This is a genomic window from Nocardia yunnanensis (assembly GCF_003626895.1).
In the GTDB taxonomy this organism is placed as follows: Bacteria; Actinomycetota; Actinomycetes; order Mycobacteriales; family Mycobacteriaceae; genus Nocardia; species Nocardia yunnanensis.
In genome coordinates this window covers 5493065-5506752 of the sequence record NZ_CP032568.1, presented here as the reverse complement: position 1 = coordinate 5506752, position 13688 = coordinate 5493065, and the positions used below count along the sequence as shown (strand labels likewise).

The window sequence follows — 13688 nt, the reverse complement described above, 5'->3', positions numbered from 1 at the left end:
GCTCACCGCGACAACCGAATACGACGAAACCGCCGGACACCCTCACGGGGTGCCCGGCGGTTTCGTCGGAGCTTACTTGCCGGTGAGATTGCTCAGATCCGCGTTGCAGGTCACGAAGGCCAGCGATCCGGTGGCCGTGTTCTCCGCCAACACCTTGTCGCCCTGCTTGATTCGGCAGGTGATGCTCGCGGCATCGTCGTCGGCGGCGGTCGCGGTGAGGTTGGCGAACTTGAGCAGCCCGGTCAGCGTGACGTTCTTGCTCCAGGGCAGCTCGGCCGAACTGGCGGTGCCCGACCCGGTGTCGCCGGTGCTGTAGGTGACCGACGGCTTGGCGTAGGTGCCCTCGCCGCTACCGGTCACCTCGTAGGTGATGTCCACCGTGCGCTTGGACTCCTTGTCGACCTCGTGGGCGGCGGTGCCGACCAGGGCCGCGCACGCCGCGAACGGCAGCACGATGAAGATCAGCAGCGCACCCACGATCCACGGCCAGATCTTGCGCTTCCTCGGGGGCGGCGGCTGCATCGGATAACCCTGATTCGGATAGCCCGGAGCCGGAACGCCTTGATAAGTCATGAAACCCCTCGAACCTTTCATCGGTGATGACCGCAGCGGAAACTATCAGTGGAATCGAGGGGCTGACGGTGATCGTTCACCGCGTGAATGGGTCGTCGTATCGGTAGCAAGCTGTGAACGCGGATCCCTTGCGGGCGAAGGACCTTCGGCCCTATTCGGGTTGCGGTGCGGATGCTAGCTGTCAAGTGCGGCATACGTGCCGCGTACGGACGCGGGCCGCGGTCATACCGCCGGCTACCTGCGTGCATACCGTCCAGCAAACCCAGCTACTTTTCGCGGACTGTGCTGCGGCAAATTTACTACCTGGCGGTATGTCGCTATCGTTCGGCTCGTTCACCGGTGGACAGCCGAAAATCGTTGGGCTGGCAAGGAGTCCGCATGCTGGAGATCGACCAATTCACCTACGGGTGGCTCACCCCGGTACTGGCCTACGTCATGTCCGTCACCGGCTCGTTGCTGGCGTTGCGGTGCATGGTGCGGGCGCGGAATCAGAACGCGCACGGGGGCTGGGTGGCGACGGGGGCCGTCGCGCTCGGGGGCACCGGTATCTGGGTCATGCATTTCATCGCGATGCTCGGTTTCTCGGTGCAGGACACCACGATTCGCTACGACGTGCCGATCACGTTGTTGAGCGCGGCCATCGCCATGGGGGTGGTGTGGCTGGGGTTGTACATCGTGGTGCATCAGCACGGGGAGGCGTTCGCGTTGATCACCGGCGGCACCGTCACCGGGCTGGGGGTGGGAGCCATGCACTACTCCGGTATGTACGCGATGAAGACCGACGCCGCCGTGCAGTACGACCCGTGGATCGTGTTGCTGTCCTTGGTGATCGCGGTGGTGGCGGCCACGGCGGCGCTGTGGTTCGCGCTGCACGTCAACGGCGTCATCGCCACCATCAGCGCCGCGCTCATCATGGGGGTGGCGGTGTGCGGCATGCACTACACCGGCATGTTCGCCATGCGCGCGCACATGGCCGACCACATGCACGCGCCCTCGGGCGCGCAGGCCGGCCAGCTCCTGACCCCGCTCATCATCGCCGTCAGCATGGCGACCATGCTCATGCTGTTCCAGGTCGGCATCACCGAAATCGACGAACCCGACCTCAGCCGCATCCGCGGCCAGTACGCCAGCCGCTTCTGGCCCGCCCGCCGCGCCGACAGCAAACCCGCCGACGACGAATTCCCCACGGACACCTTCGATCCCCGCCACCGCCGCTGGTGAGATTCGCGTCGAACGCTACGCGGTTCCGGCCTCCAGCAATGCCTTCGCGCTCGAGGCCGGACACCTCGGCGGTCATGGTCTTCTGAACCGGACCGTTCATGAACAGCTTCTTCAGCCCGGACAGTTCCGCCGCCACGGCGGGCTCGCCTTCGGCCGTGATGTCCTTGACCCCCGACGGCCATCGAGCACTGTTGGTCGCGTCCGCGAAGAAGACGAACACCTCCCCGACCGGCCGATCGACAATCACCGTGCGTGATGCGGCAGCCATGACATGTCCTCTCGCCGAACCAGAAATCGGACATCAAGCCTACGACCCCGGCAAACTTCCCGCTTCCTAACGGGGTGATCGATTCGCCGGCTCGGAACGCCCGCGAACGAGGGGCAGATACACGCTGTCGATGATGTCCACCAGCACCTCGTCGGGTACCGCGGGGACGCCGCGAGTGACGAATTCGTTGCGCAGCAAGTCGATCGGAGTGGTGGCGACCCGGGGATGGCGGGCCGCCGCGGCCGCTTCGCCGCGCGCGATCGCGCGGTCGAGGATGGTGAGCCAGGGGCCGGCGCCGCCGTCGGACTGCTCGCGCAGTTGAGCCAGCAACTCCGGCTCGTCGGCCACCTGGGCGAGCAGGCTGCGCAGGATCTCGCCCAGGGGTGAGGCGAGGTGAGAGTTGGCGCGGCGCAACAACTCCAGGGCGTCCTGGCGCAGCGAACCGGTGTCGGGCAGGTCGAGGGCCGCGGCGGTGAGCTGCCGGTACGCCGCGACGCCGAGGGCCGCCCGGTGGGGCCAGCGGCGATAGAGGGCGTTCTTGTTGGTGCCGGCGCGTTTGGCGACGGCGTCCATCGTCATCCCCGGATAACCCGATTCGAGCAGTTCGTCCACCGCGGCGCGCAGGATGGCCTGTTCGAGTGCGGTGCCGCGACGACGGGCGGGGCGCATTGATTCGGTCATGACGGTACCGAGCGTACCTTGCGCAGCGCCGGACCGGACGGTTATGGTCGGCGATAGGGTACGAAACGTACCGTAATCAAGGAGGTGGCCGATGCGGACGATCGGCGTTTGTCACGACACCGGATTCGTGAACCGGGGCAGCAGCACCCACGAACCGTTCGACCTCGACCGGGTACCGCGGACATGCGCGTGATCCGGCAGGACCTGCACTGTGACGCGGTGCGCATCACCGGCGGGCTGCCCGACCGCTTGAAGCCGGCCGCGACCGAGGCGGCCGCGGCCGGATTGGCGGTCTGGCTGTGCCCGTTCCTCAATGACGTCACCGAGGACGAGGTCCTCGCCGTCGTCGCCGTCGTCGCCGACTGCGCCGAGCATGCCGAGCGCCTGCGTCGCGACGGTGCGGAGGTCGTGCTGGCCGTCGGTTCGGAACTCACCATGTTCGTCCTGGGTTACCTGCCCGGCGACACCCTCGACCAGCGCGCCGCCGCGCTGCGCACGCCCGCGGGCCAGGCCGCCCTGGCCGGCATTCCGGATCGGGTCAACGCCCTGCTCGCGCGGGCGGTGGCGATTGCGCGAGAACGCTTCCACGGCACGCTGACCTACTGCAGCCTGCCCTTCGAGCGTGTCGACTGGGAGCCGTTCGACGTGCTGGCCACCGACGCCGGATATCGGGGCGCCGAACTGGCTCCCGGTTACCGGGATGCGATGCGTGCCTTCGCCGAGGCGGGGCGGCGGCTCGGAAAGCCCACGGCCATCACCGAATTCGGCTGCCCCTCCTTCAAGGGCGCGGTCGACGCGGGCCCGCACGGCTTCGACATCATCGAATGGGATCCCGACACCGCCCGGCTGCTGCGCTTGAACGGCGTCTACGAGCGCGACGAGCCGGCGCAGGCGGCCCACCTCGCCGAACTCCTGGACATTCTCGCGGCCGAGGGTGTCGACGCGGCCTTCTATTACTGCTTCGCCCGCTACGATCTGCCGCACCGCGACAATCCGCGCGACGACTTGGATCTGGCCAGCCCGGGCCTGGTACGGGTCCGCGCCGGCGACGCCGGACCGGGCTGGGAACCCAAGGCCGCCTTCACCGCGCTGGCGGACCGGGCGGAGCGCTAGCCGCGACGAATCGCCGGTCGATCGGGATGGTCCCAGGCGACCACGACGTCGGGGTCGATGCTCTGTCGGCGTTGATGTTCCAGCAGGCCGTCGACGGTGAACATCTCATCGGGCGGTGTGCGTCGTCGCAGTGCACCGTCGGACATGCGCAGGGCGACGGTCAGATCGAAGTCCAGGCCGCGGCCGAGCAGCATGGGGCCGGTGAGGAACAGGATGGTGTCGGGGGCAGCCTGCTGGATTCGGGCGCGGGCGGAGCGGTCGGCCTGGGCGTTCCAGAGGGCGGGGAGGAATCGGCCGGTGTCGCGAAGGGGTTTCAGCACTTCACGATTCACTGCGGCGTAGTCGAACCAGCCGGTGCGATAGGTGAATTCGCTGTCGCGGTCGTATTCCAGCCGCACCGAGGCCGGGCGTACGAAGTCGTGCAGCGATACCACCTCGGCCGGTCGGCCCCGGGTGCGCAGGCGTTCTGCGGTCCCGTGCGCGACCGCGCCGGGATCGGCGGCGTCCGCGCCGTCGACGGCGACCACCGCGTAGCCCCGCAGTCCCATGGCGCGCTCGGCGAGCAGATCCAGCAGGGCGTCGGGGCTGACGGCGGTGAAATCGGGCACGAGACCATCATGCTCGAGGTCGCGTGCCCGTCCGCGCCGGGTCAGCGATATTCGGCCAGTCGCGGCCGCACCCCGGCCAGCACCAGCAGCGCGCACAGGGCCGCCGCCGTGTAGGGCAGCCACGTGCTCCACCCCGACAAGGCGTTGCCGCCCTTGCCGATCGCCGTGTCGAAGGCCTGCTGGTTGATGTCGATGGTGGCGACGAGCGCCTTGTCGTAGGCGGCGAAATGATCGTTGGAGCCGCCGGTGTCGAGGGTGATGGCCGCCCGCAGGTCGCCGCCCGCCAGCCCGCGCAGGGTGTGGTCGTCGCGCTGGTAGGCCTGATACTGCCGCAGGCTCTGCTCGGCCGCCTGCCGCTCACCGCCGAAGGTGATGTTGCCCAGTTCCTTGCCGAGGAAGGAGTCGGCGCTGATCGCGTCCTTCAGGTCGCCGGCGTGTGCCGCGATCGCCTGATCGAGCGCGCTCGCGTAATCGTCGACCCCGTGCGCGCGCACGCCGGCCAGCCGCTGCGACTTGTCGAAGTAGCTCTGCTGGTATTGCGCCGTATGCGCGGGGTCGAGCAGGAACCGGCTCTCGTCGGCATTGGCGTCGTAGCTCAGCGCCCGCGCCTGCCGCAGCGCCAGCAGTGAGTCGAAGGCGTCGCGCTTGGCGATCGTGAGCTGTTGTGCCGCCGTCGCATTGGCGATATACCCGCCCAGCAGCAACCCGGCGGCCAGCACCGTGGTCACCGCCAGCGCCGGATTGACGCGCCGGCGCAGCGCCACCCGCAGCACCACCTGCAACCCCAAAAGCGCGGCGAGCACCAGCAGCCCCAGCACCGCGATCCGCGCCCGCGCCGCCACCGTGGTGCGCTCGCTGTCCTGGTAGGACTGGCTGAGCACCCCGCTGTTGGTGTCGGCGAGCCGCTGCGCGCGCGAGAGCAGATCCGGCACCATCCCGGTGGCGGCCCGATAGGCCGCCAGCGTCCGCCCCGACGGCCGCCCCGCCTCCCCGCGATCGAGATCGGCGAGCTGGAAGGTGTCCGCCGCCAGCGCCTGATACTGCCCGAACTTGTCGAGCAGCTCCCGGATCTGCTGTGTCGCATCGTCATTGGTGACGATGGTCATGGCCTGCTGTAGATCCGCGTCGGCTTGCACCCGGCGCTGGTCGAAGGTGGTCAGCGCGGTCGTGCGCACCGCCGCCAGTGTCGAATCGTCCCCGGCCAGCAGCACGTTCGCCAATTGGGCGTCCATATCGGCGAGCGCGAAGTACAGATCCTCGGTGGCCGTCACGGTCGGCGCGGTGTGGTGGCCGATCACGTCGATGCCGTGCCGGGTGGAGCGGGCGTCGGCCGCCATGACCAGTGCGGTGATCACGGTGAGCAGCACGGTCAGCCCGGCCAGCAGGCGAATCCAGCCCGGTGTGTCGGCCCGCGTGGGCACCAGCGCGCGGGGGCGCGCAAGGACGGCGGTCATGACGCGCTGTTCTCCTTCATCATGCCGTTCACACCCAGCTCAACGGCCGAATGGCATTGGCGCGGTTGACCAGATCGCGTCGGCTCAGCTTGTCCGGCGCCAGCCTGGCCAGCACCCGGTACTGGGATTCCAGCGCGCGCCGCAACTCGTCCTCGTCGAAACGGCACCCCAGCACCGTCGCGCCCGGTTCGATCGATGTCGTGGCCACCGTGCGCGCGGCGTCCAGCACGGCAATGCTCTTCCACGCCTTGCGTTCCGGGTCCAGCGGCAACCCGGTCAGCCGGTGTCCCGCCGCGACCAGGTAGCCGGCGCCACCCGCGAGTTGCGCTGCGAACGCGGCCAATTGGGCGGCGAGGTGATGACCGGAGCCGGCGGGCACGGTGTCCGCGGCCGCGATCGCACCGTCGATATCGTGCGCCCGCAGCCGGGTGCGCGCCACACCGAAAGCGGCGCTGGGATATCCGGTGTCGGTACGCCACACCTGGTGGTACAGGCGGGACGCGGCCTCGTGCTCGCCCGCGCACTCCAGCGCCGCGGCGAGCGCCAGCTTGGCGGCCGCCTCCCCGGGCAGCAGGCCGTACACGGTATCGAAAAGCGCTCGCGCGGAAGCGAAATCGCGAGTCGCCAGCGCGGTCAGGCCGCGATACCAGGTGATGCGCCAGTCGGCGTCCTCGGACTCCTCGAGCGCGGCGAGTTCGCCCAGTGCCATGTCCACGTCACCGCTTTCGATCCGGGCGCGGATCAATGCCAGGCGCACCTCCGGCGACGCCACCGGCGCGGCCTCCAACGCGGCCACCAGCTGTCCCGGATCACCGATCGAGGTGGTGGCCAGGAACGCCGCGGCGGGATCGGCCGGATCCACCATCGGGACCGGCAGCGCCGTGACGATGGCGTGCGGATCCGGTGTGCGCGGCCACTGTTCGGGATCGGCCCCGAAGGCGGCGCGTTCGGCGCCGAACACCGTGGACAAGGCCGGGCGCGCCTGGCCGTCCTCGGTGGCCACCACCTCGCGCAGCACGCCCACCACCTGCTCGGCCATCTCCGACGCCGAAGCGAACCGGTCGGCGGGATCGGCCGCGGTGGCCCGCTCGAGCAGTCGCCGATACGACGGGAACTGTTCCAGCAACGGCACGTGCGCCGCCGGGGGCAGCGTGTAGCGGTAGGCGCCGCGATAGTCGAAATTGAAGGTCAGCACCGCCAGCGTGCGCGCCACGGTGAACAGATCCGATTCCACCGACGCGCCCTCGGATTCGAGTTCCGGTGCGCAGTAGCCGTCGGTCTTGAATCCGGCGCTGTCCTCGTCGTCGGTGCGCCGCACCGCGCCCAGGTCGATGAGCTTGAGCTGCTCCTCGGTCTGAATCATGTTGTCGGGCTTGAAATCGCAGTACAGCAGTCCCATGCCGTGCAGGTGTCCCAGGGCGGGCAGGATCTCGAGAATGTAGGCCAGCCCCTGTGCGAGCGGCAGCGGTCGCAGCCGGCCGGTCGAATCCCGCTGGGAGCGCAGCTCTTTGAGCGAGGCGCCGCCCACGTACTCCATGACGATGTAGCCGACCGGCTCGCGGGTGCGCGGATCCGGATGCCGCACGAAGTTGAAGATCTTGACGATATTGGGGTGCTCCACCGCCGCCAGGAACCGCCGCTCGGCCACGGCGGCGGCGATGGCGTCGGCGTCACCGGTGTCGAGCAGGCCCTTGAGCACCACCCAGCGGTCGCTGACATTGCGATCGCGGGCCAGATAGATCCAGCCCAGCCCGCCGTGCGCCAGGCAGCCCAGCACCTCGTACTGTCCGGCCACCAGATCACCGGCGATGAGCTTGGGGGTGAAGGAGTAGGCGGTGCCGCACTGGCGGCAGAACCCTTCGGTGCGCCCGGGCTGCCCGTCGCGTCCCCGGCCCACCCGCTGTGCGCAGTTGCTGCAGAAGCGTTCGTGCTCGGGCACCCGCGGGTCGGCCAGCACCGCCGTGGACGGATCCCGGTAGGGCACTTGCGGAACCGACACCAGGCCCGCGCCCAGCCGGCCGCGGCTCGAGCGCGCGGTGCGGGTGGAGCGCGAGGACGATCGGCTGGAACCGCGCCGGCTCTGCCGTCCCGAAGGCGAGGATCCGGCCGCCGTCCCGGACTGCGGCGCGGGCGCGAGCCCGCACACATCGCAGTACCCGTCCTGGATGGTGCCGCCACAGCCGGGCCCCCGACATGTGCTCACCGGTGCCCCCTGCTGCGCGATATCTCCCATCGGGCATGCGCCCGTCAGCACATGCTGCCACCGCTCGGCGTATGCAAACCGTAAGGATTTTTCGGGTTCCGAGGGGGTTGTTAGCCTGAGCGCGACCAACTCGAAGGGACGGGTGCATGGCGACGATCGAAGAGGCGCTCGAGATCGAGCAGCTCGAGCGTGACATCTTCCGGGGCGCGTCCACCAAGACGCAGTTGCCGCGCACGTTCGGCGGGCAGGTGGCCGGGCAGGCGCTGGTGGCGGCTGTGCGCACGGTGGACCCGCACTATCAGGTGCATTCGCTGCACGGGTATTTCCTGCGGCCGGGACACCCGGAACAGCCGACGGTGTATCTGGTGGACCGGATCCGCGACGGCCGCTCGTTCTGCACGCGCCGGGTGACCGGGGTGCAGAACGGCGAGGCCATCTTCACCATGTCGGCGTCGTTCCACGTCGGCGACGAGGGGCCGGTGCATCAGGATGTGATGCCGCGGGTGCCGCCGCCGCTGGAGCTGCCGGACGCCAAGGAGTCCATGAGCCCGGAACGGTTGTGGGCCATGCGCGAATGGGAGCACTGGGACATTCGCACCATCCCGCAGGAGGAGGTGGATCGCCGCGAGGGCACCATCGCCCAGCAGCAGGTGTGGTTCCGCTACCGGCATCCGCTGCCCGACGATCCGCTGTTCCACGTCTGCACGCTCGCCTACATGAGCGATATGACGCTGCTGGGCTCCTCGAAGGTCATCCACCCCGACGAGCCCACCCAGAACGCCTCGCTCGATCACGCCATGTGGTTCCTGCGCCCGTTCCGCGCCGACGACTGGCTGCTCTACGACCAGCAGTCGCCCAGCGCGGGCGCGGGCCGGGCGCTGACCGGCGGGCGCATCTGGAATCAGGCGGGGGAGTTGGTCGCCGTGGTCATGCAGGAGGGCCTGATCCGCACCTTCCGCGATCCGGCGGCCGCCTCCTATCCGCCCGGAACCGCCTGAGCGCCAACGCCTTTCATGCCGTCTGCACCCGCAGGTGGCATACCACGGTGTCGTTCATCTTCCGCAGCTCCCGTTCCAGTTCGTCGCTGCGGTGGCTGGGCAGCACGTGATTCCATCCCGCGGGCGGCTCGACCTCGGCGATCACCACGACCTTGCGGCGTCCGGCGAAATTGTCCCGGACGTACCGCGCCACCGGTCCGCCGACGGTCGAGTCCCCGTCCTCGAGCAGCAGCAGCCGCACATCCGGATGCCAGGCCTCCCACTCCTTGGTGAACACGGTGATGTTCTCGCCCGGCAGGCACACGTGCAGCGCGGTCACGTCGCGGCCCAGCGACATGGCCGCCGACAGCGCCTCCCTGCTCAGCTCGGACACCTCCGAAACCGGTACCACGATGGCGGTTTCGGTGGCGCGCGGCTCGGCGGGCACGCAGCCCACGCCGCGGCAGCCGTCGATGCGGCCGTAGGTCCGGCGCACCCGCTCCATGCCCACCACCAGCAGCGGCAGCACCAGCACGATCAGCCACGCGCCCTCGGTGAACTTCATCGACGTCGTGACCACCAGCGCCACGAAGGTCAGCAGCGCGCCGAACCCGTTGAGCCCGATCCGCCAGCGCCAGCCCGGAATTCGGGTGGCCAGCCAATGCCGCACCATGCCGACCTGGGCGATGGTGAACCCGACGAACACCCCGATGGCGAACAGCGGGACGAGCGCGTTCATATTGCCCTCGGAGGCGACCAGCAGCACCGCCGCCGAGATGCCCAGGGCCAGCACGCCGAACCGGTACACCTGCCGCGGCGAGGTCACCGCGAAGCGATGCGGCAGGCAGTTGTCGTCGGCGAGGATCTTCGTCAGCGTGGGCAGGCCGCCGTAGGAGGTGTTGGCGGCCAGCGCCAGCAGGATGACGGTCGCGAATTGCACGATGTAGTAACCGATTCCGTGCCCGAGGGCGGCCTCGGTGAGCTGCGAGAGCACGGTGGTGCCGTCCAGCGGGCGAATCGAGAACTTCTCGATGAGCGTGGCCAGTCCGATCAGCATGATGCCCAGCAGCACCCCGAGCGCCACCTCGGCCCGCTGCGCCCGCTTGACCTTCGGCGCCGCGAAGCTGGGCACCGCGTTGGCGATCGCCTCGACCCCGGTCAAGGCCGCGCATCCGCTGGAGAAAGCCTTGAGCAGCAACAGGATTCCGATGGTGCGGGCGTTCTCGGAGACGACCGCCCCGGTGGCGACGGTGGCCGGTTCGGACCGCAACAGGCCGGCGACGATCACCGCGCAGATGCCGAGGACGAACACCACGGTCGGCGCCATGAAGGCCCGGGCGCTCTCGCGAATGCCGTACAGATTCAGCACCGTGATCCCGGCCAGCACGGCCAGGCAGATCCACACCGTGCACCCGAACAGCCCCGGGAACGCCGACGTCAACGCCGCCACCCCCGCCGCGATGGACACCGCCACATTGAGCACGTAATCCACGATCAGCGAGGCCGCCGCCACCAGGCTGGTGCGATGCCCGAGCCGCTCCTTGGCTACCGCGTACGCCCCGCCGCCATTGGGGAAGGCCGCGATGACCTGCCGATAGGAGGCGATCAGCACGGCCAGCAGGAGCACGATCGCCAGGGTCACCGGCAGCGTGAATCCCAGGCCGGCCGCGCCGGCCGCGGCCAGCACCAGCACGATCGCCTCGGGACCGTAGGCGACCGAGGCCATGGCATCCAGCGACAGCCCGGCCAAACCGGTCGATACGGTCAGCCCGTGCCGGGGCGGCGGTGCGTCGACACCACCACGCGGCCCGGGCGAGGTTTGCGGTAGCACATCAGTCACATGCGGCAGTGTTCACCGGAAAGACGATCTGGACACCGGTCCTAACGGAACCCTGACACCCCGGGTGAGCAGGGCCACAACGGCCGGCAACCGTATGCTCGACGGCGTGAAACCGACGATTGGTGTGCTGGCGTTGCAGGGCGACGTGCGGGAACATGTCCACGCACTCGAGGCTTGTGGAGCGAACGCGGTACCCGTGCGCCGGGAATCGGAGCTGGCGGCCGTCGACGGTCTGGTGATCCCGGGCGGCGAATCCACCACGATCAGCAAACTGCTGGAGGTCTTCGAACTCCTCGAACCGCTGCGGCAGCGGTTGGGCGACGGCCTGCCCGCCTACGGTTCCTGCGCGGGCATGATCCTGCTGGCCGGCGAGGTCCTCGACACCCGGCCGGATATGAAACCGCTGCACGGCATCGACATGACGGTGCGCCGCAATGCTTTCGGACGGCAGGTCGACTCCTTCGAAACCGACGTGGACTTCCACGGCATCACCGACGGCGCGGTCCGGGCCGTCTTCATCCGCGCCCCCTGGGTCGAGCGGGCGGGCGAGGGTGTCGAGGTGCTCGCGACCGTCCCGTCCGGCCCGGCCGCGGGCCGCATCGTGGCCGTTCGCCAGGGCGATGTCATCGCCACCTCGTTCCATCCGGAGGTGACCGGTGATCTGCGCGTGCACAAGCTGTTCGTCGACACCGCGGTGCGTCCGCGCGCGGGCGTCTGACGTACTCTCGAATGTCGGACACGATTCAGCCCCCTGAAACGAGGAAGTAGGGAATGAGCGGCCACTCCAAATGGGCCACCACCAAGCACAAGAAGGCCGGGATCGACGCGAAGCGTGGCAAGCTCTTCGCCAAGTTGATCAAGAACATCGAGGTGGCGGCCCGCACCGGTGGTAGTGACCCGGACGGCAACCCGACTCTGTACGACGCCATTCAGAAGGCGAAGAAGTCGTCGGTGCCCAACGACAACATCGAGCGCGCGCGCAAGCGCGGCGGCGGTGAGGAGGCCGGCGGCGCCGACTGGCAGACCATCATGTACGAGGGCTACGGCCCCAGTGGCGTCGCCCTGCTGATCGAATGCCTCACCGACAACCGCAATCGCGCGGCCGGCGAGGTGCGCCTGGCGGTCACCCGCAACGGCGGCAATATGGCCGACGTCGGTTCGGTGTCATACCTGTTCTCCCGCAAGGGCATCGTGACCCTGGACAAGGCCGGCCAGTCCGAGGACGACATCCTGATGGTCGTGCTCGACGCCGGCGCCGAAGAGGTCAACGACCTGGGCGACGAGTGGGAGATCATCTCCGACCCCAGCGACATGATCGCGGTCCGCACCGCGGTGCAGCAGGCCGGCCTCGACTACAACTCGGCCGAATCGGGCTTCCAGCCGTCGATGACCGTGTCCGCCGACGCCGACCTGGCCCGCAAGGTGTTCAAACTCGTGGACGCCCTCGAGGACAGCGACGACGTGCAGAACGTCTACACCAACCTCGACGTCAGCGACGAGGTGCTCGCCGAACTCGACGCGTAACCGGCGCACAGCCTCGACGCGGGCCGCTTCCCGATGACCGGGAGGCGGCCCGCGTCGTAGGCTCGCCTCATGCCCGAATTGCGCGCGGTAAGAGGCGATATCACCGAACAGCATGTGGACGCCATCGTCAACGCCGCCAATTCCTCCCTGCTGGGCGGCGGGGGAGTGGACGGCGCCATCCACCGCCGCGGCGGCCCCGACATCCTCGCCGCCTGCCGCGCCCTGCGCGCCTCGCACTACGGCCGCGGCCTGCCCACCGGCCAGGCCGTCGCCACCACCGCCGGAAACCTGCCCGCCCGCTGGGTGATTCACACGGTCGGTCCCGTCTGGTCGGCCGGCACCGACAAATCCGAACTGCTGGCCTCCTGCTATCGCGAATCCCTGCGCGTAGCCGACGAACTCGGCGCGAAATCCGTGGCTTTCCCCGCCATCTCCACCGGCGTCTACGGCTGGCCCCTCGACGACGGCGCCCGCATCGCCGTCGAGACGGTGCGCGCCGCCGACACCGCGGTGGACCAGGTCCGCTTCGTCCTGTTCTCCGACGATGCCCTGGCGATCTTCGCCGCTGCCCTGGCCGCGAATCAGGGTGCCTGACCGGAAAATAAGGAATTACCCCGATATCCACGAGTCCTCTTGTGCGCCAAGCTGTATCCCGGGTCGGGATCGGAACTAGCCAGGAGTTGATTCACGCATGGCACATCGATTGCTGATCGGGCTGGGCGCGGCCGCGCTGCTCACCGCGGGCACGGGTGCGCTGGCCCCGGCGGCATTCGCCCAGGACCTCCCCGCCGGGGTGTCCTGCAGCGGCAGCAGCTGCCGCAACGACAACGACGACGCCTACCGCGTGCGGATCCGGGTGTCCTGCCAGCGGCTCATCGACGGCTACGACTCGTCGGTCTGGGTCGCGGCCCACTCGACCAAACAGGTACCGGCCAACTGCCCCGGCCACTGGGAGCAGGGGCCGATGCAGGTGGATCCCCCCAAGATGGAACCCGACGGCACCTGGAGCGCGCCCTCGGTGAAGAACGGCCCCGACGAATTCAAGCCGGGCTTCGTGACCGGCATCGAATACCTCAGCGCCGCAGTGGACAACAACCCGCCGGCGCCCACGCCCAGCGGTAGCGGTTCCTGATTCCGCATCGGTCCCGCCCGTGTCGATGAACAATGTGTCCGCGAGGGTCCGTTAGACTCTCGAACAGTTGTTCGTTCACGGTGAGAGGGGTTTC

Annotated in this window: 13 protein-coding genes; 7 read left to right on the top strand and 6 right to left on the bottom strand. The window is 68.9% G+C overall.

Features of this window, described 5'->3' with window-relative positions:
- Positions 1-72 precede the first annotated feature (72 nt).
- On the bottom strand, positions 73-573 hold the full coding sequence (locus D7D52_RS25860; RefSeq protein ID WP_162958538.1) for an MmpS family transport accessory protein: 501 nt from the start codon (positions 571-573) through the stop codon (positions 73-75).
- Positions 574-951: 378 nt separating this feature from the next.
- Here D7D52_RS25860 and D7D52_RS25855 point away from each other — a divergent pair, with 378 nt between their 5' ends.
- On the top strand, positions 952-1794 hold the full coding sequence (locus D7D52_RS25855; RefSeq protein WP_120740401.1) for an MHYT domain-containing protein: 843 nt from the start codon (positions 952-954) through the stop codon (positions 1792-1794).
- Positions 1795-2128: 334 nt separating this feature from the next.
- Here the strand turns inward: D7D52_RS25855 and D7D52_RS25850 are convergent, their stop codons facing one another.
- Complete coding sequence (locus D7D52_RS25850) at positions 2129-2743, bottom strand: TetR/AcrR family transcriptional regulator (protein WP_120740399.1); 615 nt, start codon at positions 2741-2743, stop codon at positions 2129-2131.
- Between the two features lie 183 nt (positions 2744-2926).
- Here D7D52_RS25850 and D7D52_RS25845 point away from each other — a divergent pair, with 183 nt between their 5' ends.
- Positions 2927-3856, top strand: coding sequence for a glycoside hydrolase family 113 protein (locus D7D52_RS25845; RefSeq protein ID WP_222932675.1), 930 nt, complete (start codon positions 2927-2929; stop codon positions 3854-3856).
- On the opposite strand, the gene D7D52_RS25840 is transcribed toward D7D52_RS25845, so the two are convergent.
- Genes D7D52_RS25840 through D7D52_RS25830 form a run of 3 tightly spaced genes read right to left on the bottom strand, consistent with a single transcriptional unit; the run spans position 3853 to position 8121 of the window.
- A complete protein-coding gene (locus D7D52_RS25840; RefSeq protein WP_120740397.1) occupies positions 3853-4464 on the bottom strand; it encodes a nucleoside/nucleotide kinase family protein in 612 nt (203 codons plus the stop codon). The genes D7D52_RS25845 and D7D52_RS25840 overlap by 4 nt on opposite strands.
- A 41-nt stretch (positions 4465-4505) precedes the next feature.
- Entirely contained in the window at positions 4506-5918 is a 1413-nt protein-coding gene (locus D7D52_RS37995) for a hypothetical protein (protein ID WP_162958537.1), read from the bottom strand.
- Between the two features lie 28 nt (positions 5919-5946).
- Positions 5947-8121, bottom strand: coding sequence for a serine/threonine-protein kinase (locus D7D52_RS25830; RefSeq protein ID WP_246023295.1), 2175 nt, complete (start codon positions 8119-8121; stop codon positions 5947-5949).
- Positions 8122-8267: 146 nt separating this feature from the next.
- Between D7D52_RS25830 and D7D52_RS25825 the strand changes: the two genes are divergently transcribed.
- On the top strand, positions 8268-9119 hold the full coding sequence (locus D7D52_RS25825; RefSeq protein ID WP_120740393.1) for an acyl-CoA thioesterase: 852 nt from the start codon (positions 8268-8270) through the stop codon (positions 9117-9119).
- 13 nt (positions 9120-9132) lie between these two features.
- Here the strand turns inward: D7D52_RS25825 and D7D52_RS25820 are convergent, their stop codons facing one another.
- Positions 9133-10824, bottom strand: coding sequence for an APC family permease (locus D7D52_RS25820; RefSeq protein ID WP_120744466.1), 1692 nt, complete (start codon positions 10822-10824; stop codon positions 9133-9135).
- 208 nt (positions 10825-11032) lie between these two features.
- Here D7D52_RS25820 and pdxT point away from each other — a divergent pair, with 208 nt between their 5' ends.
- From pdxT to D7D52_RS25800, 4 genes are all read left to right on the top strand, one after another.
- Complete coding sequence (gene pdxT / locus D7D52_RS25815) at positions 11033-11656, top strand: pyridoxal 5'-phosphate synthase glutaminase subunit PdxT (protein WP_120740391.1); 624 nt, start codon at positions 11033-11035, stop codon at positions 11654-11656.
- A gap of 53 nt (positions 11657-11709) precedes the next feature.
- The gene (locus D7D52_RS25810) at positions 11710-12462 is read left to right on the top strand and encodes a YebC/PmpR family DNA-binding transcriptional regulator (protein ID WP_120740389.1); all 753 of its coding nucleotides are present in this window, start codon (positions 11710-11712) and stop codon (positions 12460-12462) included.
- A 69-nt stretch (positions 12463-12531) separates the two neighbouring features.
- Complete coding sequence (locus tag D7D52_RS25805) at positions 12532-13056, top strand: O-acetyl-ADP-ribose deacetylase (RefSeq protein WP_120740387.1); 525 nt, start codon at positions 12532-12534, stop codon at positions 13054-13056.
- 97 nt (positions 13057-13153) lie between these two features.
- On the top strand, positions 13154-13594 hold the full coding sequence (locus tag D7D52_RS25800) for a hypothetical protein (RefSeq protein ID WP_120740385.1): 441 nt from the start codon (positions 13154-13156) through the stop codon (positions 13592-13594).
- The last annotated feature ends 94 nt before the right edge of the window (positions 13595-13688 follow it).